The organism is Seonamhaeicola maritimus (assembly GCF_008056315.1).
GTDB classification, from domain to species: Bacteria; Bacteroidota; Bacteroidia; order Flavobacteriales; family Flavobacteriaceae; genus Seonamhaeicola; species Seonamhaeicola maritimus.
In genome coordinates this window covers 1,025,505-1,050,500 of the sequence record NZ_VRKQ01000010.1, presented here as the reverse complement: position 1 = coordinate 1,050,500, position 24,996 = coordinate 1,025,505, and the positions used below count along the sequence as shown (strand labels likewise).

Here is a 24,996-nt window from a genome sequence, read left to right as displayed (position 1 = left end):
ATAGAACGGTTAATAGCAATTGCGAAACCAGACTTTCTGCCATTCGCGCCTTAATATTAAAAATGACACCTCTTCAGCTAGCTTAAGTGTATCATCTCCTTGCAAAGATTTAACCGCTTTTTCAGAAACATCAATGATGTAGAGTAAATTAAGGTATTCCGCAAACTTTTCTTGAATGAGCTTGTAGATAATTTCATGCAACAATAACTTTAAACTAGAAGGCAAAATATCTTCATGAAAATCTAAATCTATATTAGCTAAAAGGAAGTCTTTATTTAGCTGAAGTATTAGTTTCTTGTACAAATCTAAATTGTTAGCCTCTTCAACTAAACTATCAAAAGTTGTGGGGAGTTGCATTATACAGTTCTGCTCATTAAACCGGTTCCAAAATCTTTTAACAGTTGTTTTCTCTCTTCAGAAACATCTAAAGATTCTAAAACGGAAAACGCCTTATTAGTATAATCTTTAACGGCTTGTTTGGTAGCCTCTGCGGCACCTGTAGATTTAAATAGTTCTTTAACTACAAATATCTTCTCTTCGTTTTTATCAGTCTCTAAGGTGTACAAGTTTTCCAAACGCTCTTGTTCTTGTACAGAAGAAAATTCAAGAGCCTTGAGATATAAATAGGTTTTTTTATTTTCAATAATATCCCCTCCAACTTGTTTACCAAAGGATTTAGGATCACCAAAAGCATCTAAATAATCATCTTGCAATTGAAATGCAATACCCAAGTTTCTTCCAAACTCATAAATACTATTCTGGTCTTTGTCTGTAGCTCTTGCAACTATAGCTCCCATTTTCATTGCTGCAGCAACTAAAACAGAAGTTTTGTATTCAATCATTTTTAAATACTCAGGAATAGTAACGTCAATCCTAGTTTCAAAATCTACATCGTACTGTTGACCTTCACAAACCTCAATAGCCGTTTTACTGAATAACTTTGCTAAAGCTTGAAATGCCTCAGCATTATAGTTTTCAAATAACTGATACGCCATAATCAACATGGCATCACCAGAAAGAATTCCCGTATTTATATCCCATTTTTCATGAACAGTTGCTTCGCCTCTTCTCAATGGTGCATCGTCCATAATATCATCATGAACCAATGAAAAGTTATGAAATACCTCAACACTTAGAGCCGCATTTAGAGCGTCTTTATAATTACCTCCAAAAATATCGGCAGTCATAAGAGTTAAAACTGGGCGGAGACGCTTTCCTCCTAAACTCAAAATGTACTGAATAGGATTATATAGTCCTTTAGGTTCTTTAACTACGGTGTAGTCTTCTAAGAAAGACAGAAACTCCTCTTGGTATTTTTCTATGGATAGCATTGAGCAAAAATAAATCAATTCAATTTATTAAAAAGCATTAATGCAAACTTAGTGTTAAAAAAAAGTAAAACTTTGGAAACTTTATTGGTTTTTAAAGTTTCCAGCCTATATTTGCACTCCATTATGAGAGAAAAAATTATACATAAAGCAACAGAATTGTTTTTAAACTTTGGATTTAAAAGTGTGACAATGGATGACATAGCTAACGAAATGGCTATATCAAAAAAAACCATTTACGTCCATTTTGCCAACAAAACAAAATTAGTAGAAGCTGTAACCTTTGCCGTTTTTGAGAATGTATGCGAAGGTATAGACGGAATTTGTAATACTTCCGTCAACCCTATTGAGGAGCTTTACGACATAAAAATGTTTGTATTACAATATCTGAAAAGTGAGAAATCATCTCCACAATTTCAATTAAAAAAATACTACCCTCAAATATATAATCAACTTCGAGTTAAACAATTCGAGAAAATGCATGAATCTGTAAAAGACAGTTTACAAAACGGCGTTGATACCAATCTATTCAGAGATACCATTAATGTAGATTTTATTTCCAGAATGTATTTTAATGGATTGATGGGTATTAAAGACGAAACCTTTTTTCCTTTAGATATCTATGATATGGAATACCTCATGGAAAGCTATTTAGAATATCATCTCAGAGCCATTGTAACAGAAAAAGGACTTCAAATTTTAAACAAGTTTATAAAATCAAATCAATCATAAAAAATGAAAAATAGACTAATCATATTTTTTAGTTTACTTAGCAGTCTCACACTTTTTTCACAAGAAAATCATAGTTTCTCGTTGCAAGAAGCCATAGAGTATGCTCTAGAAAACAATAGAAATATTAAAAATGCAGATTTAAATATTCTAGCTGCACAACAACAGGTATGGGAAACAACAGCTAGAGGGTTACCTCAAATTAGTGGAGCGGTAGATTACTCAATTAATATTAAAAGACCTTTAGATATTGAAATGTTTGAGGAAGACAACCCATTCCGGTTTTTGTTTCCAAAGCATAATTTAACACCTAGTGTTACCTTAAATCAGTTACTTTTTGATGGCGGTTATATTGTAGGACTTCAAGCTAACAAAGTGTTTTTAGAGATTTCAGAAAATGCAAAAAACAAAACGGTAAACGAAATTGAAACTAATGTGGTTAGCGCCTATAATAATGCTTTACTAACTAAAGAAAGTATAGGCATTACCAAAAACAACATTAAAGTGTTGGCTGAAAATTTAAAAGAAACTCAAAAGATATTTGAAAACGGGCTAACCGAAGAAGAAGATGTTGAACAATTACAATTAACACTTTCTAGTTTAGAAAATAATTTAAGAAGCCTAGAAACACTTCATGACCTTTCAAAAGGTGTTTTGAAAATTCTACTTGGTATTGACCAATTAAATACTATTGAACTAAAAGATACATTAGAGTCTTTGATCTTGGAAAATATCTCGTTAAACTTAATTGGTGACACTCATGAAGTCTCAAACAACATCGATTATAAAATTGCTGTTAACGATGTAGAAAGCAAGAGACTGGAATATAAATTGGAAAAATCTGAACAACTTCCAAAACTTAATGCCTTTCTTTCCTCTAGTTATTTAGGTTACAGTGATTCCGCCTCCAACTATTTTAATGGTGAGCAAGACTGGTTATTCACTGCCGTAGGCGGATTTAAATTAACCGTTCCAATCTTTAGTTCATTTGGCGGTAAGGCTAAAAGAGAACGAGCCAAAATCCAATGGGACATTGCGAAAAACAATCTTGTTGATACAGAAAATCAATTGTCAATAGAATTCAAAAATGCCAAGAATGAATATCAATTAGCTATAGATACATATGACAACAAACAAAAAAATCTGGCTTTGGCCGAAAAAATAGAAAAGAAAAACAATATAAAGTATAGAGAAGGAATAGCCAGTAGTTTCGACCTAAGACAAGCTCAAACACAATTATATAGTAGTCAACAAGAATACTTACAAGCTATTATTGATGTAATAAATAAAAAAGCAGCTCTTCAAAACTTATTAAACCTTAAACAATAATCCATCATGAAATATATTTATTTAACATTATTAAGCGCCATATTACTAACATCTTGTGGTGGAGATAAAAACAAATCTATTGACGATATTATAGCTTCAAAAGACATCACAAAAATAGAAGCTAAACGAAGTGAATTAAAAAAACAACAAAAAGAAATATCAGGCAATTTAGCTAAAATTGAAGCTGAATTAGATAAACTTAGCGGTAAAAAAGTTTTACCTCTAATTACAACTTTAACCATTAAAGAAGAGGCTTTTAATCATTTTTTAGAAATTCAGGGTAATGTAAAAACTAAACAAAATATTGTATTATATCCTGAGTTCTCTGGAACATTAACACGTGTTTATGTAAAGGAAGGGCAAAAGGTAAATAAAGGACAAACCTTGGCAAAAATAGATGACGGTGGGTTAAGCATGCAATTATCCCAGGCTAAAACACAAGCGGCTTTAGCCAAAACAACTTATGAACGTCAAAAACGTCTTTGGGATCAAAAAATTGGCTCTGAAATTCAGTTTTTACAAGCAGAAACAACATTTAAAGCCACTCAAGATGCGGTAAGACAATTAGAATCTCAATTAGGAAAAACTTTTGTGAAAGCCCCTTTTTCAGGAATTATTGATGATGTGATTTCTGACGAAGGTAGTGTTGTAGCTCCGGGGCAGTCAGCTTTATTAAGAATTGTGAATTTAAACAATATGTACATTGAAGCAGAAGTTCCAGAAAGCCATTTACCAAATGTAACTAAAGGCAAAACGGTTGAGGTTAGTTTTCCTGCTTTGGGTAAAACTATTCAAAATTCAATTCGTCAAGTTGGGCATTTCATTAATCCTAATAACAGAGCTTTTAAAATTGAAGTAGGTGTTCCAAATATTGATGGTGACATTAAACCTAATTTAACTGGAAAACTTAAAATTAATGATTATACAAATTCTAAAGCCATATTAATTCCTCAAAGTATCATTTCAGAAAACAGCATTGGAGAACAATATGTGTTTATAGTAGATGGCGTTAATGACAATAAAGTGGGGAAAGCTAAAAAAACCATTATTACTACCGGCAAAACTCAAGGCGATTTTATTGAAGTATTAACAGGTTTAGAAGCAGGCAACTTTGTGATTAAAGAAGGTGCCAGAAGTGTACAAGACGAGCAAGAAGTTGAAATTTCAAACTAAAAACAAATGAGTAAACTATATAAAGAATTCAAACCTTCATCTTGGGCAATAAATAACAAAACTGTTATTTATGTTATAGTAGCTATCTTCTTGTTTATGGGGATTTCGGCTTACTTTAGCTTACCGCGCGAAAGTTTTCCAGAAGTAAAAGAAACCAAAATATATATTAGCACACCTTATCCTGGTAATACTGCCGAAGATATTGAAAAGCTAATTGTAGATCCGCTCGAAGATAGAGTGAAAAATATTAGTAATGTTACTGAGGTCCTTTCAACATCTCAAGAAGACTATGGAATGATAATAGTTGAGTTTGATGAAAACATTACTGTTGAAACAGCAAGACAAAAGGTAAAAGATGAAGTTGATAGTGAAAAAGCTTCTGAAGATTGGCCAACGTTTAATGGTGCCAAAGTAGAACCAAATGTCTTTGACCTTAATTTATCAGAAGAATTACCAATTCTAAATATCAATATAACCGGAGATTATCCAGTTGATAAACTTAAAGAATTTGCAGAAATTCTTCAAGATGAAATTGAAGATTTAGAAGAAATTAAAGCTGCAGATATTCGTGGTGCTCAAGAAAAAGAAGTTGAAATAGCTGTAGACATATACAAAATGATGGCTGCAAAAGTAAGCTTTAACGATATCATTTCTGCTATTCAAAATGGCAACATGACTATGAGTGGTGGAAACCTTATAGCAAGTGGCCAACGAAGAACTGTACGCGTTATTGGCGAAATAGATAACCCAAGACAATTAGAAAATTTTGTAGTAAAGTCAGACAAGGGGGCTGTGTATTTGCGAGATGTTGCAACGGTTTCTTTTATTGATGAAGACCACACCACTTTTGCTAGAGACTTTGGTAAGAATGTAGTTATGCTAGACGTAAAAAAACGATCTGGTAAAAATATGGTTGCCGCTGCAGAAGCCATTTACAAAATCATAGAAAATTCGCAAGAAACCAATCATATACCAAAAGATATAAAAATAACGGCTGCCAATGATCAGTCTCAAATCACCTTAAATCAAGTTGACGATTTAGTAAACAACATCATTTTTGGTATAATTCTAGTAACCACAGTTTTAATGTTTTTCCTTGGGTTTAGAAACGCCCTCTTTGTTGGTTTTGCAATTCCAATGTCAATGGTAATGGCATTTATGATTGTACAACTATTAGGCTATACCATGAATACCATGATTCTTTTTGGTTTAATTATGGGTCTAGGAATGTTAGTTGATAACGGTATTGTACTGGTAGAAAACGTGTATCGTTTGATGGAAGAAGAAGGGATGAGTAGAATTGAAGCTGCCAAAAAGGGTATTGGTGAAATTGCAATGCCAATTATTATCTCAACCTTAACAACAGTAGCAGCATTTATTCCTTTAGGAATGTGGCCAGGAATGATGGGAGAATTTATGATTTATTTTCCAATTACCCTATCTATAGTTTTAGGATCTTCGTTATTTGTTGCGGTGTTTATAAACTCTGTTATGGTATCACAGTTCATGAAACTTGAAGAGGAAACCATGCCAATAAAGAGTTTAATAAAAACCACTGTTGTTTTAGTTGTTTTAGGATTGTTAATATATTTTGTTGGAGGCAGGCTCCGCGGCTTAGGTTCTTTACTCATTTTTAGTGCAGCATTACTTTGGGGTTACAAATACATTATTAAAAACTTAACTTATACTTTTAAAGACCAATTCTTACCCCGTCTAGAAAACTGGTACGAAAGGCGCTTAAGAAATGCCTTAAAAGGAAGAATGCCTTATGTCTATATTGGTGCAACTATTTTTATCCTCATTATTTCATTTGTGGCCTTTGGTATATCTGTAGACCAGAAAAGAACAAATATTGAGTTTTTTCCGGACAATACACCTAAACAAATTATGGTGTATATAGAATATCCTGAAGGAACTGCCATTGAAAAAACCAATGAAATTACAAAGAGTATTGAAAATCGTGTTTATGAAGTTATACGAAGTGATAAATATTCAAACTCTAATGATGACAGCAAGAATTTCTTGGTAGAATCTGTTGTGTCCCAGGTGGGTGAAGGAGCTGGTAATCCATTTACTGATGGAGGTTCAGCTGCAGAAATGCCAAATAGAAGTAAAATCACAGCTACTATGCGTGAGTTTAAATTTAGAAGAGATGCAGACAATAATATTATAGATAGTGAAGAATTACGTAAAGACATTCAAAATGCTTTAAAAGGTATCTATCCTGGTGTTTCAGTATCGGTAGAAAAAGACCCAGTAGGCCCACCAGCAGGTTACCCAATTAATATTGAAATTGAAGGTCAAGACTATGATGAATTAATTAGTGTTGCAGAAAACATTAAGAAATTTATTGATAGCAAAAATGTGCCAGGTATTGACCAATTGAAAATTGATGTAAATAGAGGTAAGCCTGTTACTAGGGTTGATATTGACAGAGAAAAAGCAGGGGAACTAGGAGTCTCTGCAGGTCAAGTAGGTCAGCAATTACGTAATTCAATTTTTGGTGCAAAAGCAGGTGTTTACAAAAAGGAGGGCGAAGATTATGATATTAATGTTCGATTTAATGAAGATTTAAGATATAACACAAGTGCACTTTTTAATCAAAATATCATTTTTAGAGACCAAGCTAGTGGGCAGATAAAAGAAGTCCCAATTTCTGCAGTGGCAAGACAAGTAAATACATCTTCATTTAGCTCTATAAAGCATCGAGATTATAAACGTGTGGTAACCGTCTATTCAGCCTTAGCGCCTGGGTTTATAGATGCTAATGTTGTGGTTGATCAAATTAAAGCAGAAATGGAATCTTATAACAATACTTATGGTGAACTTCCAAGTGATATTAAAGTAGATTATACTGGACAATTAGAAGAACAAGCAAAAGAACAAGCTTTCTTAAATAAAGCTCTTTTAATTGGTTTAGGTTTAATTATGCTTATTTTGATTTTCCAGTTTGGCTCAATTTCTAAACCTTCAATTATTATGGCAGCCATCTTTTTAAGTTTTGCTGGTGTATTTTTAGGTTTGGTATTCACAGGGTGGTCTTTTGTAATTATGATGACCATGATGGGAATTATTTCATTAGCAGGAATTGTAGTTAATAATGGTGTTGTTTTACTTGATTATACACAGTTACTTATAGATAGAAAACGTGCCACAATGGAGGGAGTTGATGTTACAGAACGTTTACCTGTTGAAGATATTAAAGAAGCTATTATAAAAGGCGGTAGAGCGCGTTTAAGACCTGTATTATTAACAGCAATTACGACCGTTTTCGGATTAATTCCATTAGCTATAGGGTTTAATATTGATTTCTTTTCACTATTCAATAATTTCAATCCAAACATTTATATGGGTGGAGATAACAAAGTATTTTGGGGGCCTTTATCTTGGACAGTAATTTTTGGGTTATTATTTGCCACATTCTTAACCTTAATAATAGTTCCTGTATTATTCTTTTTAGTGAATAAACTAAAACGGAAAATATTTTTGAAGAAGCTTAAATAATATTTTAATTGGTGACTAATTCAATTAATAGCAGAAGAGAGCCGTATTTATTGCAGCTCTTTTCATTTTTTTAGTAATCAAAAAACCTCTTGAATTTAACTTCAAGAGGTTTTTTCTTTAATAATTTTTTAATATTATTTCGTTTACCTATTAATTAGCCCCAGTTTCAGTAAAAGGAGTTGGGAAGGCATCAATAACATTATCACCTGATCTATCCAAAGGTATCTCATTTAATCTTCCTAAACGTCTCAAATCAACCCAACGATGGCCTTCTGCAAACAATGAATAACGTCTTTGGTTTAAAACTTCGTCTAAAAGAGATGCATTATCTGTAGCTCCAGCATAATCAGCTAATCCTGCCGCATTCCTAACAGTATTTATTGCGGTTATTGCTTCCGTATTATTAGTCCCTATTTGAGCTTCTGCATACATTAAAACTAATTCTTCATTTCTAATTAAATAAACCGGATCTACATTACTTTTATAAAGAGCAACCTGATAATCTGCAGAAAGCCCATCAAAAGTAGTTGTTCCTCCTGTTAACATAAATGATTTAGCCGTAACTCTACTATCACCCGCTTCAGCATCATTCATCCAGGAATCATGAATCATAAATTCCTCACCCGATTGGTCAAGCACATGAAACTGTGCATTTAAAATATCATTTCCAGTAGCTCCAAAAATATGTGCTGGTCCAGTCCATAAATTACCGCTAATATCAAAAAATGAACCTGCCAATTCAGAGAGCACTCCAGACATGTCATCTTGATATAAAGCAACTCTAGCTGCTAAAGCTCTATTAAATTGTCTAAAAGTAGCCGGTGTATCAAACCCTGTAAAACCTGTGCTTATTGAGAAATCAAAACTACTCCCTCCACTAGAAAGTTCAGAAGCAGCAGTATCCAACATACTTCTAACACCTGTTAATGCTTCACTATAACCAACATTTGGCCCAAGGTTATTAGGATCAGCAACGTCTAAACGAATCCCGTTAGTATACTGACGACTAGATAACATCAATAAAGCATAAGCTTTTAATGTTTTCGCATAACCATAATAACTGTTTTTAACCTGATCTGAGAACCCAGCTTCAGAGTTTTCAACTGCTTCAATCAAAATATTCGCAGACTTAACAATTTTATACCATGCCGCATAAGACCTTGTAGTTAAAAATCCATTACTATCAAGAGGACCTTTCAACATTTCTCCAGTATATCTTGGATCAACGCCTGTTAAATCATAATAATCTCTCCCTAAAATGCTTACTGTATCATAATGATACTCTAAATCATTTCTCATTACAGCCTCTAAACCAACCGCCAGTAATTGAATATCTGCCTGTGAAGCTCCATTCTGAACACTATCAACAGTTGCTGCATTAGGGTTAGTAACCTCATCCAATTCGCAACATGTAAACGTTAATGCCGCAAATAATAAAATGCTTTTTATTAATATATTTTTCATAATATTTTTTTTAGAAGTTAACGTTTAAATGAAAGTTAATAAACTTGGATGCAGGGTAAGGAGTTACCTCTACATTATTACCTAATTCATTATTTCCAAAGTTTGACACTTCAGGATCATAACTATTATAATCGAAAATATTAATTAAGTTTCTTCCTGATAAGCCCACTCTTACTTTGCTAGCATATTTTATCAATCCTTCTGGCAAAGTATAATAAAGCCCTATCTCACGTAGTCTTAAATAACCGGAATCCTCAATAACTGGATCGGGATTAACAAAAGCTTGACTTGCTCTATATGGTCCATTTGTTAAAGTTCCAGAGGGGTCTAAACCTGTATCATCATAATCCCAAGTGGTTCCTGCTAAATCATATAATAAAGTAGTAAGGTTGATATTTTCACCTCCTTTTTTCCAGTGCCATAAAAAAGACAAATCAAAATCTTTATAGCTTATTTGATTAGACCATGACAATTGGAAATCTGGTTCTGCATTGCCATATACAAAGAAACCATCACCTTCCGGATCTCGCTCGGCAATTTCAGCCGCTGAATAAGCCGTTGCATCATAAGTACCCACTATTTGAGTGACACTTTTCCCTTCCTGAATTAAAAAGGTTCCTAATGATGCTGCAAAACCTCCCTCAGTAAAACTTGGAACATCCAATCTAGTTACCTCAGATTTGTTTTTCCACCATCTAAAGTTTGTATCCCATGTCAATTCTCCACTATCAATAATGTTAGCACTAATTCCTATTTCAACTCCCTTATTTTCGAGTTCAGCCGCATTTTGAATTTTAGTAGTGAAACCAGAAGATGTTGGATAATCAACCTCCAATAAAACATCTTCAACACTTTTGTTATAAATAGTAAACTCAACATTTATTCTATTATCCAGTAACCCAAAATCAAGCCCATATTCCAGCTCCTTTTGACGCTCAGGACCAACATCACTATTACCTAACAATGCATTTGGTGATAATCCAGAGTTTCCTCCAATTAACTCTCCATCAAATACGGTAAACCTGTCACGGAAATTAGAAAAACTTCCTGCTTCACCATAAGCAACTCTAGGCTTAAAATAGCTAAATGCATCAATATTCCAAAAATCAAACTTATGAAGATTAAGAGCCAAATTAGCTTTAGGATAGTAATAAAACTTACTAGAATCTCCATTATTAGTAGATTTATCTGCCCTTATACCAACAGTTCCAATAATTTTATCTTCAAAGTTTATCTCAGTTTGACCAAAAAATCCGGTATCCTGTTGAGGGATGATATTCTGGTCTGTTGAAACATTTGTAGATTGATCTAAATTTGTTTGGGAACCATTCAACCCTGTTGCAACAGTAACAACGGTATTTCTATCAAAATCTTGCAAGAAGTTACCTAATTGCGTAGTAAAACTAAGGCCATTATCTAAATTCAAATTATGAACTAAGAAAGAAGATAATTGGTAGTTAGTATTAACCGTCGTACCCTGTATAGCTACACCTCTTAAAGAAGTTGGTGATCTAAAGTATGATAAGGCCTGTGGGAATATACTTCTCGTACGTAAAGTATATTGATCAAACCCTCCTTGTAAAACTAATTTTAATTGTTGGTTTTCAGTATCCAATAATCTAATATTAGTGGTTGCACTAGCTATAAAACGATTTACTTTTTCTTCATTAGTGGTTAAGGCTACCGTTTCTAAAGCATTTGAACCTGCTCCCCCTGAAGGGTAAATACCATCAACAGGCGAAAGATCCTCCCAAGGGTTAGTGAATGCTAACGCATAACCTATGGTTCTATTTGCGTTACCATTATTAAAGAAACCTCTGTCAGCATCAGAATTGATATAGTTAGAAGTAATATACAAATCTAACCAATCATTAAATTTTTGTCCTATATTTAACCTAAGAGAACTCTTCTTATAACCCGTATTATCAACTAATCCAGGTTCATTCTTGTGAGTTACACCAAAGAAATAATCTGTTTTATCGTTAGCCCCAGAAGTAGTAAATCTAGTTGTAGAAGACACTCTAGTATGATCAAAAATTTCTGCTTCATAATCTCTTAACGGTGCATTTGGGTCTCCACCAGCTGCCGTAATCTCACTAGCGTCCCAATCTCTTAAACCTAATAATTGAGTAGGACTTCTTAAACCAACTGTTTGAGAAAAAGTAACTTTAGGTTTTCCCTTTTTTCCTCTTTTTGTTTTAATCAAAACAACTCCAGCCGCTGCCCGTGAACCGTAGATGGCAGCTGCAGATGCTCCTTTAAGTATTTCTACACTTTCAATATCCTCTGGATCAATATCAGCAATTCTGTTAGAAGCATCATCCTGAGTAGAAGATGTATTCCCTCCTCCAGAAGCTTCACTAACCACATTATTACCTAAACCTATTGAAGAGTTATCTACATAAACTCCATCAACAATGAAAAGCGGTTGCTGATTACCAAAAATAGAAGTTACCCCTCTAAGTCTCATTGAGATACCTCCACCAGGTGCCCCAGAATTAGCCTTGATTTCCGCACCAGTAAATTTTCCAGAAAGCGAACTCCCAAACTCAGATTGAGCAGTGACCCCTGTAAGATCTCCTGCAGAAATTGATGCTACTGTGTTTGCTAAATTTGCTCTCTTTGTTGAACTTGCTAAACCTGTTATAACAACTTCTTCAAGTGAAGTAGCTGATTCTTGTAATGTGACATTAACAGCTCCTGCCGAGTTTACAACTCTTTCAAGAGTCTCATACCCTAAGGACGAAAACACCAAAGTAGTTGGAAAACTGTTCACATTTAAACTAAAATTCCCATCAAAATCAGAGGTTGTTCCAGTTGTAGTTCCTTTAACAAACACATTTGCCCCAGGCAAAGGAAGATTGTTTGTTCCGTCTGTTACTGTCCCCGTAATTTTGCCTTGTGCAAAAATTATCACAGGAGAAAGTAGCAGTACGAATAAGCACATTTTTAGATGTTGCACTTTACTCATAATGTATAATTTTTAGAATTAGTCGATAACAATATCTCAATAATTTATCAATTTACCATGTTTTTAGTCTATTAATTTTGTATTTGACAATTTTTAGTCAGCATATTTGATATATTGATAAATAGTTGGTTTTTAGCTAAACCCTTGATGGATAAGAAAAAAACATCTCAAAAAATATATACTACAGCGTATTTCACTAAATTTGCACTTCAATTTTTACAACATGTACAGAAGTCATAATTGTGGTGAATTAAGGGCCACAAATATAAATGAAGAAGTTACCCTAGCAGGTTGGGTTCAAAAGTCACGTGATAAAGGATTTATTGTTTGGGTAGACCTAAGAGATAGATACGGAATTACCCAATTGGTTTTTGATGAAGAGCGTACTTCAAAAGATATGATGAGGCAAGCCCAAAATTTAGGACGTGAGTTTGTTATTCAAGTTAAGGGAACTGTTATTGAGCGTGCTTCTAAAAACCCAAACATCGCAACTGGAGATATAGAAATTTTGGTTACAGAATTAAACATTCTTAACCAAGCTATTCTGCCTCCTTTTACTATTGAAGATGAAACTGATGGTGGTGAGGAATTACGTATGAAATATCGTTATTTGGATATTCGTCGTAACCCTGTTAAAGAAAACTTGATTTTTAGACATAAAGTAACTCAGGAAGTTCGTAACTATTTATCCAACGAAGATTTTATTGAAGTTGAAACGCCTTATTTGATTAAGTCCACTCCAGAAGGAGCACGAGATTTTGTAGTGCCTTCAAGAATGAACGAAGGTGAATTTTATGCCTTACCACAATCACCTCAAACTTTTAAGCAATTGCTTATGGTTGGTGGTATGGATAAATATTTCCAGATTGTAAAATGTTTTAGAGACGAAGATTTACGTGCCGATAGACAGCCTGAATTCACTCAGATTGACTGTGAAATGGCCTTTATTGAACAAGAAGATATTTTAAATGCTTTTGAAGGATTAACGCGTCATTTATTAAAAGAAGTGAACGGAGTTGAGGTAGAAAAATTTCCTAGAATTTTATACGATGATGCCATTCGGTTATATGGAAATGATAAACCAGACATCCGTTTTGGGATGGAATTTGGCGAATTAAATGAAGTTGCCCAACATAAAGATTTCAATGTATTTAATTCGGCTGAATTGGTTGTTGGAATAGCAGTTCCTGGTGGTAATAGTTATACTCGTAAAGAAATTGACAAACTTACTAGTTGGGTAAAACGCCCTCAAGTAGGTGCCTTAGGAATGGTTTATTGCCGTTGTAATGAAGACGGCACATATAAATCATCCGTAGATAAATTCTATGATCAAGAAGATTTATCAAAATGGGCTGAAGCTACGGGCGCGAATGCAGGTGATTTAATTTGTGTGCTTTCAGGAGATACTAGTAAAGTAAGAGCACAATTAAGTGCTTTACGTATGGAATTAGCAGAACGTTTAGGTTTACGCAAACCAAATGAATTTGCGCCACTTTGGGTAATGGACTTTCCTTTATTAGAATGGGATGAAGAAACAGAACGCTATCATGCTATGCATCACCCTTTCACATCACCTAAACCTGGACAAATAGAATTATTAAAAACAGATCCAGGAGCCGTAAAAGCCAATGCGTACGATTTAGTATTAAATGGAAATGAAATTGGTGGTGGATCTATTAGAATTCATGATAAAGAAACGCAATCTTTAATGTTTGATTATTTAGGGTTCACAGAAGTAGAAGCTAAAGCACAATTTGGCTTCTTAATGGATGCTTTTCAATATGGAGCACCGCCGCATGGTGGTTTAGCTTTTGGCTTAGATAGATTGGTTGCAATTTTAGGAGGACAAGAAACAATTAGAGATTTCATAGCATTCCCTAAAAACAACTCTGGACGAGATGTTATGATAGATGCTCCGGCTCCTATCGATGATGAACAACTGAAAGAATTAAGTTTAAAACTTAACATAAAATCATAACTTAATAAATCCTGCTACGTGCAGGATTTATTATTAATTTTAAAAATGCCTTTTAACGCTAAAAGTATATTACGCAAATTTTTAATCTGGAAATATAAGCATATTTCAGAACGTCAGTTTGTGTATATTCTTAGTGTTTTGGTTGGTTTTTTGGCAGGAATAGGAACTGTACTCCTTAAAAACCTCTCGCATTATATTCGTCATTTTTTTAACCTCTATATTTTTAAAGACTACCAGAGTACGCTCTATTTTGTGTTGCCTATAATTGGGCTCTTTTTGGTTTATGTCATTAAACAAACATGGTTAAAAAAACATATCGGCCATGGTATTTCAACAACACTACATGCCATATCTAAACTTAACGGAATTATTCCAAGATATAACATTTATGCTGGATTAATTACAGCGCCATTAACAGTAGGTTTTGGTGGTTCTGTCGGGTTACAAGGTCCAGCAGTAAGTATTGGTTCTGCATTAGGATCCAATGCTGCGCGTTTATTTCATATGAACACAAAAACTCGTATGCTTTTAATAGGTTGTGCGGCTGCCGGAGCTATGGCTTCCATGTTCAAAGCGCCCATTGCCGCTATTATATTCGCCATAGAGATTTTTAGTTTAGATATTGCTTTCGCATCATTAGTACCCTTACTTTTGGCATCCGTTTCAGCAGTAGTTACCTCCTACTTCTTTTTGGGGACTGACGTGTTACTTCGTTTTGAGCTATTAGATAAGTTTGAAATTAATGACATAGGCTTTTATATTGTACTTGGATTAGTAACGGGGCATATGTCTGTTTACTTTTCAAAAGTATTTTTTGGTATTACCAATTTCTTCAAAAGATTTGAAAGTAGAGCAAAACGCCTTTTAATTGGAGGACTAGCTATAGGTACTATGTTATATATAATTCCACCCCTTTATGGTGAGGGTTATGGCATTATGAATAATTTACTTAAGGGAGACCACATAGCGGCTATTGGGACTACTCCTTTTAATTTTAATTTAGATAATATTTGGATAGTTATTGGTCTTCTTTTTGGTATTTCTTTATTTAAGGCTATTGCCATGACCACAACGTTTGGAGCTGGTGGTGTTGGCGGTGTATTTATTCCAACTTTAGTAATGGGAAGCGCCTTAGGAAATGCCTTTGCCAAGGTGATTAATAACATTGGCTTTGGGTTTGACGTATCTGAATCAAATTTCACCCTAATTGGTATGACAGGTTTAATGGCAGGGGTTTTACATGCCCCTTTAACAGCTATTTTCTTAATTGCCGAAATTACTGGTGGCTATGAACTGTTTGTACCACTAATGATAGTATCTGCCATTTCATTCGCCATTACAAAATACTATGTATCGCATTCAGTATACACACTTAAACTTGCGGAACGTGGTGAGTTAATCACTCATGATAAAGATCAGAATGTTTTAATGATGCTGGAAATTGACAAGGTTATTGAAACTAATTTTATAATTCTTACACCTGATATGACTTTAGGTGATATTTTAAAAAATGCCGTGGCAAAATCCTCAAGAAATCACTTCCCTGTAGTTAATGAAGCTCATGAATTTTTGGGAGTAATTAGATTGGATGACATAAGACATATGATGTTTAACACTGATTTATATGATAAAGTTTCTGCAGATAGCTTAATGCATGCTGATGCTGGAATCATTATCTATGAAGAAGATTCCATGAATGATATTATGAAAAAATTTAAAACTAGTGGCGCTTGGAATTTACCAGTCATCAAAAATGGAAAGTACTATGGTTATATTTCAAAATCTAAATTGCTTACTGCTTACCGTCGTCAATTAATTAATGTTACTCAGTAATGAAATATTTAATTCTTATATTTTTTTTAGCTTCAGTGGGTTTGATTTTAACTGGGTTTTTAAACCAAACTGAAAATTCTCAAAAACTGATTGGTTTTGGTGTTGCGGGCTTGTTTATTATAGTATTTCCTTTGTTTTCATACTATAGATGGAAAGATAAAAATCTTAAAGATTATATGCTAACCAAAGAAAATATAGAAAAGATGAGGGAATCTCAAGAAGACAAAAAACACTAATTCAAATTACGCTTCATTATAAAAAAGCGTTTCAACAATTCACTGGCTTCATCTGCCAAAATACCACCTTCAATTACCGTTTTTGGATGCAGTTTAGTCTTCAAATTAATACAACCGCGTTCTAAATCTCTAGTACCATAAACTATTTTAGAAATTTGACTCCAATACAAAGCTCCAGCGCACATTTGACAAGGCTCCAGAGTTACATACAACGTACATTTTTGAAGATATTTTCCGCCTAAAAAATTAGCTGCAGCAGTAATAGCTTGCATTTCGGCATGTGCGGTTACATCGTTTAAAGTTTCTGTTAGATTATGACCTCTTGCTATAATCTTGTTATCAATAACAATAACTGCTCCCACCGGAATTTCACCATTATCAAAAGCGGTTTCCGCTTCTTGTAGGGCCTTCTTCATAAAATAAGTATCATCAAAAGGTTCTATCATAATGGCTAAAATACAAATTCGTCTATTATATTAAATAAAAACTCCGGTTCTAAATTAGAATCGGAGTTGAATTTTATAAAGTGATAAATATCTATTGTTTAACTACTCTTTTTACAGCCGAAGCAGTTTCTGTTTCTATTTTAAATAAATAAACGCCAGATGCTAAACTAGACATATCTATTTGACGCTCAGTTGTAGAAAATAATTTTCTACCTGTAATATTATAAACATTAATAGTCATAACTTCGTTAGTGCTATTCTCAAAATTCACAACATCCTTTGTCGGGTTAGGAAACAACTTTAAATTATTTTCACTTATTTCACTATCATTATTACTTAGAGTAATTGTTCCATTATTATAATCCGTTAATTCTTGAACACTAGCAAAAGTTCCTATAAAATCAACATTCATTACAGAAATTGGGTCAGCTTGACCAGTATCCACACAATTAAATCCTATTAATTCAACATTTGATCCGATAAGGGCATTTATGTCCCAATACCATACATCAGTGGTTCCTGACAAAAGCATAGAGTTTTCATCTGTGCCTGGTTTATGGTGAGGGTCAGCACCTGAAGTCATAAGTCTAAAATTAGCATAAACAGGAGGCCTTTCTCCTTTCATAGCAAGGATAGGGTAATTTGAAACATCTAAAATGTTATCACCTGGCACTAAGGTACGCCAATAAAACCTAATGTAATCAGCCCCATTATTTTCAAAAGTACATATTGCTCTATCATTAACCTCATCTATAGTCATAACACCATAAGTAGTACTCCAATCAGAATCCCATCCGTAAAAAGGATCAGGATCTGTAATTGGTCTTTCAAAAGTATGGAGAATTCTTTGAGCATTTACTAGACTAATAACACCAATTAAAAAGGTAAATACAATGGTTTTGTGTAATGATTTTTTCATAAAATATCGATTAATTAATTTATTGCATCAAACATATACCCTTAACGAAAAATGAGTTGTAAATTATTATTCAATGTTTGAACATATTGGTCATTTTACTTCAGTTCTTTACTGAAAGAGTGATGTATTAACAAAAAACAATTAATAGACTATTTCCCTTTGCTTTGTAAAAACATTTACTTTTGCTTGGTGCAAAAGCAATTATTAACACATATAAATTCGCCTAAAGAATTACGCCTTCTAAAGGAGGATGAACTACCTCAACTCGCCAAAGAGTTACGTGAGTTTATTATTAATATTGTAGCCTCAAAAGAAGGTCATTTAGGCGCCAGTTTAGGTGTAGTTGAATTAACTATAGCCTTACACTATGTATTTAAAACACCTGAAGATTTACTAATTTGGGATGTTGGTCATCAGGCATACGGGCATAAAATTTTAACCAACCGAAAAAATATTTTTGATACCAATAGACAATTAGATGGTATTAGTGGTTTCCCTAAACGTGAAGAAAGCGAATATGACGCTTTTGGAGTTGGTCATTCCTCTACCTCCATTTCTGCAGCTTTAGGAATGGCAATTGCTTCAAAATTAAAAGGTGAAGACAAACATCATATCGCGGTAATAGGTGATGCTTCCATTGCCAGCGGAATGGCTTTTGAAGGCTTAAACCACGCAGGAGTTACTGATGTTAATTTGTTAGTAATTCTAAATGACAATGCCATTGGCATAGACCCAAGCGTAGGTGCTTTAAAACAATATCTAACCAATGTTAAAAAAGGAACTCAACGGCGAAATAATATTATTGAAGCTTTAAATATTGATTATTCAGGTCCAATTGACGGTCATGATATTCAAAAAATTATCACTGAATTAGAACGATTAAAAACTGTTAAAGGCCCTAAATTACTACATATTATTACCACTAAAGGAAAGGGATTAAAACAAGCCGAAGAAAATCAAGTTAAATATCATGCTCCTGGAAAATTTGATTCTTCTACAGGTGAAATTATCTTCAAATCGACCTCAGAATTACCTCCCAAATATCAAGATGTATTTGGACATACCATTGTTGAGTTAGCAAAACAAAACGATAATATAGTTGGAATTACTCCGGCTATGCCTACTGGCAGTTCGCTTAAATTTATGATGGACGAAATTCCAGAACGCGCTTTTGATGTTGGTATAGCAGAACAGCATGCTGTTACATTAGCTGCAGGTATGGCAACTCAAGGTTTAATCCCTTTTTGCAATATCTATTCTACTTTTCTACAACGCGCCTATGATCAAGTAATTCATGATGTGGCATTACAAAAATTACCCGTTGTATTTTGTTTAGATCGTGCTGGTTTAGTTGGTGAAGATGGTGCTACACATCATGGAGTTTTTGATTTAGCCTATTTACGTTGTATACCGAACCTTATCATTTTTGCACCAAGAAATGAGGTTGACCTACGTAATATTATGTACACTGCTCAATTAGGTTTAGAAAACCCTATTGCCATAAGATACCCAAGAGGAAGGGGTATTACTTTAGATTGGAAACAACCTTTCAGCAAAATAGAAATTGGAACGGGCATTCAACTTAAAGAAGGTGAAAATTTAGCTGTTTTAAGTATTGGAGCAATATCTAAGAATGTGACCGAGGCAATTGAAGACTTTGACGTTGCGCATTATGACATGCGTTTTGTTAAACCTTTAGATGAAAAATTACTTCGCATAATTTTTAAAAATTACAACACAATTATAACCGTTGAAGACGGCACCATTAAAGGTGGTTTCGGAAGTGCCATTTTAGAATTTGCCGCGGAATTTAACTATAAAAACCCAATCAAAGTTTTAGGTGTTCCGGACGACTTTCTTGAACACGGTAAAGTTGATGAATTAGAGAAACTGGTTGGGTTAGACCCCAGATCTTTAAATATCTATATAAAAAAGCTTATTTATTAGCAGAAAGTTGTTGGATATTATCTGTAGATGAAGAAGCATTTGTAATATCAGCAACAACTAAAGTACAGGCATAAGCCAAAAATGCTATAACTAAAATACCTAGTATTTTTTTCATGGTAGGTTTGGTTTAGAAAAGCCAATTTAAACAAAATATCGATTAAATACAATATTTTTTCGATTAAGTGTCGAATCATAGATTAATTCCTCCAATTTTTTTGTGTTGCATTATCGCCTTACTATCAGATAGTAGAGATACATAATGGCATACTGCCAATAAGCGTTCGTACAAATCGTCACTAGAAAAATCTATAGTTTTAGGCACTCTTTTTAAAATGAGTTGGTCATAATTTGAGGCAGTTCCATCAAAACTTTTATTAACCGCATTAGTGTAAACACCTAAAAGTTTATTGATGATTTGATAACCGGCAATCTCCTTATCAATAACTTCTTCAGACTGATAAATATTCTCAACACTTATCTTTATAATATCATCAATTTGGGCTTCATATTTACTTTTATCAAATAAAGCACAATCAAAATCTCCATTTAAAATAGCTTCTTCATTATTCATGAAAATTTCTACCGCTTCATCAATTAAAGTACCAATAGCCAAAGCTCTTAAATAACTAACACGCTCTTCTTTATTATTGAGAGCATAATAGGTTTCGGTTTTAATATTGTCTCTTACTAAATTGATTAAATATTCTAATGCAAATTCTTCTTCAATCAATCCAAGGTTAATCCCATCTTCAAAATCAATAATGGTATAACAAATGTCGTCAGCAGCCTCTACTAAATAAGCTAACGGATGACGTGCATAGCTCACATCTTTTTCGCTTCGATTTTTAAGACCTAACTCTTCAGCTACATTTTCAAACATGTGCTTTTCTGTTTGGAAAAGCCCATACTTTTTATCTGCAATGTGGTTTGTTGGTTTTTTAGGCAGGGACTCTTTAGGGTATTTCATAAAAGCCCCTAAAGTAGCATAGCTTAATCTTAATTTGTTTTGAGTTATGATTTTAAAACCATTGGCATTACCTTCAAAATCACATAAGTCTTGATATTGCTTATCTGATAATTGCGTTTTATAAACTTTACCAATACCAGATTTAAAAAACTCACCAATAGCCTTTTCACCAGAATGCCCAAAAGGTGGGTTTCCAATATCATGAGCCAAAGCTGCTGCAGCCACAATAGCACCAAAATCATTAATTTGATAACCATGAACTTCTTGTAAATGCGGGTATTTTTTTAAAAGTTTCTGGCCTACTTTTCGGCCCAAAGAACGTCCTACCACGCTTACCTCTAAACTATGTGTTAACCTAGTATGAACAAAATCGGTTTCTGATAATGGAATGACCTGCGTTTTATCTTGAAGACTTCTAAATTCTGATGAAAAAATAACTCTATCATAATCTACTTCAAAACCCAACCTGGTTTCGTCTTGTTCTTTTCTTATGCGTTTATTGGTGTCGCCAAAGCGTTTTAATGATAGTAATTGTTCCCAGTTCATTCGTTCAATTTAAGAACAAGCAAGATAAATAAATTCAACAGAAATAAAACTCAAAAATTTGGTAACATTAAGGTAACATTTTAATCATAGTTGTTTAAACTTTAGGTAACACAAGTATTACATGAAAACTTTTTCTTTGCCATAGAAAAAGAATTCTGATGAAAAACTTTTTATTCATTTTAGTAACGTTAGTGACGTATAGCACTTTTGGCCAAGGATTTGGTTCTGTTGTTGGGACTTTAGGTGATGCCGAAGAGAATAACGCTCCATTAGTTTATGCGCACGTAAAGATTAAAGAAACGGGAGTCACAACTCAATCAGACCTAAGCGGTGTATTTCAATTTGAGCTTTTAAATGAAGGTACTTATACGCTTCAATTAAGTTTTGCAGGTTATGAGTCTAAAGAGTTAAAAATAAATGTTGCTTCTAATAAAATTACAGAAATCAAATCTTCATTAGGCGCTAGCTCTATTTCTTTTGCAGATTTAATAGCATTAGAAAGTACTGCTTCTAGAGAAGAAAAGGAAAATTCTACTGAAGATAATTAGTCACTCTTCTTTTAAATAGAAATGAAAAGCAACTTAATCAAGTTGCTTTTTTTATATACCAAATTCGAGCTTTTATCTATTAAGAATATTAAGTGTAACCGTATATTAAATTATTGTAACCAATTACCGTTTACAGAATAATTTAGGTAACATTTAGCTAACATATCTATTACTATTGTTTAACCTACTGGTAACATCGTATTCACATTACGGGTCTTTCTTTGCAAAAAATTTAATTACCAAATAATGAAAAAATTCACACTATTATTAGTGCTATTAATGTCTGTATTTTCCTTTGCACAAAACACAGGTTCTGTGTCTGGAAAATTAACCGACAAAGAATATAACAATGAACCTTTGGCTTTTGCTAATGTTCTTATTAAAGGGACTACTCACGGAACCACTTCAGATATGGACGGCTCTTATAGATTAGATAATTTAGAGGTGGGATCTTATACTTTAATATTTAGTTTTGTAGGTTACGAAACTCAAGAAATAGCAATTGAAGTTTTAGCGGGTAAAATAACTGAAGTTAATGTTGTTATGGCTGCTAGTGCTGCATCTTTAGATGAAGTGGTTATTACAACAGTTAAAACTAGAGAGAATGAAACTGCTTTGTTACTTGAACAAAAAAAGGCCACAGTAATTAAAGAAAGTATTGGGGCCGAAAGGCTTTCAAAAATTGGTGTTTCTAATGCTGCCAATGCAACTACCAAAATTTCTGGTGTTACAAAAAGTGAAGGTTCTGGAGCTATTTATATTAGAGGATTAGGAGATAGATATTTATCAACAACCATGAATGGCTTACCTATCCCTTCTGATGATGTTGAAAACAAGAATATCAACCTTAGTTTATTTTCAACCAACATCATTCAAAATGTTGGTATAAGTAAAACGTATTCAACTTCAAGTTATGCAGATCAAAGTTCAGGTAATGTTGATGTTGTTTCAAAAGAATATACTAAAAAAGGATTCTCAGTAGGGCTTGGTTCTGGTTATAACACCAATGTTGTTGGTTTAGATGGCAATTTTAAAAGAAGTATTATAACGGAAGATGTTACTTTAGGATTTCATAAAAAGAAATACGCGGTTGTAGACTTAATAACTAGACAAGGTTGGGATCCGTTAACCAAAAACGGTACTGGTAACTATAATATTTCTCTTTCTGGAGGGAAGAAGTTTGATGTATTCGGAAAAGAACTTGCCATTACGATTGCTGGTACTCATTCTATAGTACACCAGTATCAAGAAGGAGTATTTAGAAGTTACAGATCTAACATTTTGGATAATGAATTTACAGATACCGAATTGTTTACAACTAATATAAACTCTACGGGTTATGTAAATTTTAGGTTAAAACTGAATAATGACAATAAAATAAAAATAAGCAGTTTATCTGTTATTAATAGTTCAGACAATGTTTATGAGCAAGGTAGAAATGGTTTAGGATATGTTTTTGATCAAGATCCACAAGAAGATGGGGCTTTTGTAAGAGATCAAAACTACAAGCAAACGGTTTTGCTAGTAAACCAAATAAACGGAGAACACAGTCTTACAGAAAATAATACATTAAAATGGGCTGCAGGTTATAATTATGTTTGGGCACAAGAGCCGAACAGAATTAGGAATGAAGCCAATATTCTTGATGAAAACACAGTGCAATATGCGCATGTTGGTGATTTTCAACAGAGAAAATCTAGTCAAAATATTGAAGACACAGAATACAATGCATTTATAAAAGATGAAATAAGTTTTGGTAATCCTGATGATGATGAAATATTACCATATAAGCTTCACGTTGGTGCTAATATTCGTCAGAAAGACAGAGTATTTAGCTCTTTGTTTATTGGAGTAAGGGCTAGAGATTTTCAAGTACCTTCTGTTGATATGTTCTCTCAAACTTTTACAGAGAGCGGATTTGAAAACGGATTAGTTTTAAGAGAAAGAGACCCAGATAGATATGATGCCGATTTAAATATAATTTCAGGGTTTGCAAATTTAGATTTCGGAATAAACAAACGTTTTTCAGGAAATGTTGGGGTTAGATTTGAAAGGGATGAACTAAATGTAATTTGGGACGTAGCTAATTATGTTGGCAGAGTAGGGTCTATTTCTAAATCATACTCAGAAATCTATCCAAGTGCAAATGGAAAATACCAGCTTAATGAAAAACAAGCTTTACGTTTTGCTGCTAGTTTTACACAAACATTGCCTGAGTTTAAAGAATTAGCTCCTTTTGAATACGTATCACCTACAGGTCGTGTTACAAGAGGTGATCCTAGTTTAGAAAAATCTGATGTTTTTAATTTAGATTTAAAATGGGAGTTCTTTCCAGAAACAAGTGAGTTAATTTCAGCTACTACTTTTTACAAACAAATTAAAAACCCTATAAACTTAGCACAAACAAGAGGGTCATCAGGAATATTTCAATATTCAAATACGGGTGAAGAAGCCAATGTTTTTGGTTTAGAATTTGAAACCAGATTGAGTCTTCTTGAAAATGAAGATGAAGAGAGTCTTTTAAACTTCAATACTAACATTACAAAAATGTGGTTTAATCAAGATTTGTTAGAAGAATACCAATACAACGGGCAGACAGATTCTGAATTACAAGGTGCATCAGATTTTATAGTTAATGGTTCTTTAGGTTATAATAATCAAAAAGAAAAAGAGTTTATTGCGACATTGACTGGGAACTATTCTTCTGATAAAATATTTGCATTAGGTTCTCCTGAAGATTTTGCTAACAGTGCAGTATTATATAATGACGAGATTATTGAAAAGGGGTTCTTTACCATGGACCTTGTTATGAGCAAGCAATTAACAGATAAGCTGTTGTTGAAATTTGTGGGTAGAAATTTATTAAACCCTGAAATTGAACAAACACAGCTAATAAGAGATATAAATACTAGTGAAGTTACTAACGCAACCGTAAGTTCTTATAAAAAAGGAAGTTTATTAAGTCTTAGCCTTAAATACACTTTCTAATAACCTTTAGATAACAAAAACAGATTATTGAAAGGTTAAAAGTAACCTAGGTTTAATATTCTATTAAAGATCAGGAGAAACATGTATTCT

18 protein-coding genes are annotated in these 24,996 nt (G+C 33.4%); 10 read left to right on the top strand and 8 right to left on the bottom strand.

The annotated features are described in order from the left end of the window. Positions 1-9: 9 nt before the first annotated feature. Together FUA22_RS12745 and FUA22_RS12740 are read right to left on the bottom strand one after the other, a co-directional pair. Complete coding sequence (locus FUA22_RS12745) at positions 10-357, bottom strand: hypothetical protein (RefSeq protein WP_147768933.1); 348 nt, start codon at positions 355-357, stop codon at positions 10-12. Continuing rightward, complete coding sequence (locus FUA22_RS12740; RefSeq protein WP_147768931.1) at positions 357-1,331, bottom strand: polyprenyl synthetase family protein; 975 nt, start codon at positions 1,329-1,331, stop codon at positions 357-359. The genes FUA22_RS12745 and FUA22_RS12740 overlap by 1 nt, the downstream gene beginning before the upstream one ends. A 123-nt stretch (positions 1,332-1,454) precedes the next feature. Here FUA22_RS12740 and FUA22_RS12735 point away from each other — a divergent pair, with 123 nt between their 5' ends. The 4 genes from FUA22_RS12735 to FUA22_RS12720 are packed head-to-tail and all read left to right on the top strand — an operon-like array spanning position 1,455 to position 8,063. Continuing rightward, positions 1,455-2,060, top strand: a complete 606-nt coding sequence (locus FUA22_RS12735; RefSeq protein ID WP_147768929.1) for a TetR/AcrR family transcriptional regulator — start codon at positions 1,455-1,457, stop codon at positions 2,058-2,060. 3 nt (positions 2,061-2,063) lie between these two features. Then, positions 2,064-3,386, top strand: coding sequence for a TolC family protein (locus FUA22_RS12730; RefSeq protein ID WP_147768927.1), 1,323 nt, complete (start codon positions 2,064-2,066; stop codon positions 3,384-3,386). Between the two features lie 6 nt (positions 3,387-3,392). Next, on the top strand, positions 3,393-4,559 hold the full coding sequence (locus tag FUA22_RS12725; protein ID WP_147768925.1) for an efflux RND transporter periplasmic adaptor subunit: 1,167 nt from the start codon (positions 3,393-3,395) through the stop codon (positions 4,557-4,559). Between the two features lie 6 nt (positions 4,560-4,565). Then, a complete protein-coding gene (locus FUA22_RS12720) occupies positions 4,566-8,063 on the top strand; it encodes an efflux RND transporter permease subunit (RefSeq protein WP_147768923.1) in 3,498 nt (1,165 codons plus the stop codon). 150 nt (positions 8,064-8,213) lie between these two features. On the opposite strand, the gene FUA22_RS12715 is transcribed toward FUA22_RS12720, so the two are convergent. After that, positions 8,214-9,527, bottom strand: coding sequence for a RagB/SusD family nutrient uptake outer membrane protein (locus tag FUA22_RS12715; protein WP_147768921.1), 1,314 nt, complete (start codon positions 9,525-9,527; stop codon positions 8,214-8,216). Between the two features lie 10 nt (positions 9,528-9,537). Next, entirely contained in the window at positions 9,538-12,498 is a 2,961-nt protein-coding gene (locus FUA22_RS12710; RefSeq protein WP_147768919.1) for a TonB-dependent receptor domain-containing protein, read from the bottom strand. A 223-nt stretch (positions 12,499-12,721) separates the two neighbouring features. On the opposite strand from FUA22_RS12710, the gene aspS reads away from it, so the two are divergent. Genes aspS through FUA22_RS12695 form a run of 3 tightly spaced genes read left to right on the top strand, consistent with a single transcriptional unit; the run spans position 12,722 to position 16,545 of the window. Further along, entirely contained in the window at positions 12,722-14,476 is a 1,755-nt protein-coding gene (gene aspS, locus FUA22_RS12705; RefSeq protein WP_147768917.1) for an aspartate--tRNA ligase, read from the top strand. Between the two features lie 45 nt (positions 14,477-14,521). Then, positions 14,522-16,309, top strand: a complete 1,788-nt coding sequence (locus FUA22_RS12700; RefSeq protein ID WP_147769081.1) for a chloride channel protein — start codon at positions 14,522-14,524, stop codon at positions 16,307-16,309. Continuing rightward, the gene (locus FUA22_RS12695; RefSeq protein ID WP_147768915.1) at positions 16,309-16,545 is read left to right on the top strand and encodes a hypothetical protein; all 237 of its coding nucleotides are present in this window, start codon (positions 16,309-16,311) and stop codon (positions 16,543-16,545) included. The genes FUA22_RS12700 and FUA22_RS12695 overlap by 1 nt, the downstream gene beginning before the upstream one ends. Here the strand turns inward: FUA22_RS12695 and FUA22_RS12690 are convergent. Both FUA22_RS12690 and FUA22_RS12685 read right to left on the bottom strand, forming a co-directional pair. After that, positions 16,542-16,991: a nucleoside deaminase gene (locus FUA22_RS12690; RefSeq protein WP_147768913.1), complete on the bottom strand. Its 450-nt coding sequence runs from the start codon at positions 16,989-16,991 to the stop codon at positions 16,542-16,544. The genes FUA22_RS12695 and FUA22_RS12690 overlap by 4 nt on opposite strands. A 91-nt stretch (positions 16,992-17,082) precedes the next feature. Next, the gene (locus FUA22_RS12685) at positions 17,083-17,910 is read right to left on the bottom strand and encodes a T9SS type A sorting domain-containing protein (RefSeq protein WP_147768911.1); all 828 of its coding nucleotides are present in this window, start codon (positions 17,908-17,910) and stop codon (positions 17,083-17,085) included. A gap of 189 nt (positions 17,911-18,099) precedes the next feature. Between FUA22_RS12685 and dxs the strand changes: the two genes are divergently transcribed. Further along, a complete protein-coding gene (dxs, locus tag FUA22_RS12680; RefSeq protein WP_147768909.1) occupies positions 18,100-19,857 on the top strand; it encodes a 1-deoxy-D-xylulose-5-phosphate synthase in 1,758 nt (585 codons plus the stop codon). On the opposite strand, the gene FUA22_RS18655 is transcribed toward dxs, so the two are convergent. Further along, positions 19,847-19,972: a hypothetical protein gene (locus FUA22_RS18655; RefSeq protein WP_262713235.1), complete on the bottom strand. Its 126-nt coding sequence runs from the start codon at positions 19,970-19,972 to the stop codon at positions 19,847-19,849. The genes dxs and FUA22_RS18655 overlap by 11 nt on opposite strands. 75 nt (positions 19,973-20,047) lie before the next feature. Beyond that, a complete protein-coding gene (gene dgt, locus FUA22_RS12675) occupies positions 20,048-21,370 on the bottom strand; it encodes a dGTP triphosphohydrolase (RefSeq protein WP_147768907.1) in 1,323 nt (440 codons plus the stop codon). A 158-nt stretch (positions 21,371-21,528) separates the two neighbouring features. Here dgt and FUA22_RS12670 point away from each other — a divergent pair, with 158 nt between their 5' ends. Both FUA22_RS12670 and FUA22_RS12665 read left to right on the top strand, forming a co-directional pair. After that, positions 21,529-21,918, top strand: coding sequence for a carboxypeptidase-like regulatory domain-containing protein (locus tag FUA22_RS12670; protein WP_147768905.1), 390 nt, complete (start codon positions 21,529-21,531; stop codon positions 21,916-21,918). 246 nt (positions 21,919-22,164) lie between these two features. After that, positions 22,165-24,906, top strand: coding sequence for a TonB-dependent receptor (locus FUA22_RS12665; protein WP_147768903.1), 2,742 nt, complete (start codon positions 22,165-22,167; stop codon positions 24,904-24,906). Positions 24,907-24,996 lie beyond the last annotated feature (90 nt).

Coding starts and splice junctions, on each gene's coding strand:
- FUA22_RS12745 (WP_147768933.1), bottom strand. CDS start 357: ATGCAACTCCCCACAACTTTTGATAGTTTAGTTGAAGAGGCTAACAAT.
- FUA22_RS12740 (WP_147768931.1), bottom strand. CDS start 1,331: ATGCTATCCATAGAAAAATACCAAGAGGAGTTTCTGTCTTTCTTAGAA.
- FUA22_RS12735 (WP_147768929.1), top strand. CDS start 1,455: ATGAGAGAAAAAATTATACATAAAGCAACAGAATTGTTTTTAAACTTT.
- FUA22_RS12730 (WP_147768927.1), top strand. CDS start 2,064: ATGAAAAATAGACTAATCATATTTTTTAGTTTACTTAGCAGTCTCACA.
- FUA22_RS12725 (WP_147768925.1), top strand. CDS start 3,393: ATGAAATATATTTATTTAACATTATTAAGCGCCATATTACTAACATCT.
- FUA22_RS12720 (WP_147768923.1), top strand. CDS start 4,566: ATGAGTAAACTATATAAAGAATTCAAACCTTCATCTTGGGCAATAAAT.
- FUA22_RS12715 (WP_147768921.1), bottom strand. CDS start 9,527: ATGAAAAATATATTAATAAAAAGCATTTTATTATTTGCGGCATTAACG.
- FUA22_RS12710 (WP_147768919.1), bottom strand. CDS start 12,498: ATGAGTAAAGTGCAACATCTAAAAATGTGCTTATTCGTACTGCTACTT.
- aspS (WP_147768917.1), top strand. CDS start 12,722: ATGTACAGAAGTCATAATTGTGGTGAATTAAGGGCCACAAATATAAAT.
- FUA22_RS12700 (WP_147769081.1), top strand. CDS start 14,522: ATGCCTTTTAACGCTAAAAGTATATTACGCAAATTTTTAATCTGGAAA.
- FUA22_RS12695 (WP_147768915.1), top strand. CDS start 16,309: ATGAAATATTTAATTCTTATATTTTTTTTAGCTTCAGTGGGTTTGATT.
- FUA22_RS12690 (WP_147768913.1), bottom strand. CDS start 16,991: ATGATAGAACCTTTTGATGATACTTATTTTATGAAGAAGGCCCTACAA.
- FUA22_RS12685 (WP_147768911.1), bottom strand. CDS start 17,910: ATGAAAAAATCATTACACAAAACCATTGTATTTACCTTTTTAATTGGT.
- FUA22_RS18655 (WP_262713235.1), bottom strand. CDS start 19,972: ATGAAAAAAATACTAGGTATTTTAGTTATAGCATTTTTGGCTTATGCC.
- dgt (WP_147768907.1), bottom strand. CDS start 21,370: ATGAACTGGGAACAATTACTATCATTAAAACGCTTTGGCGACACCAAT.
- FUA22_RS12670 (WP_147768905.1), top strand. CDS start 21,529: ATGAAAAACTTTTTATTCATTTTAGTAACGTTAGTGACGTATAGCACT.
- FUA22_RS12665 (WP_147768903.1), top strand. CDS start 22,165: ATGAAAAAATTCACACTATTATTAGTGCTATTAATGTCTGTATTTTCC.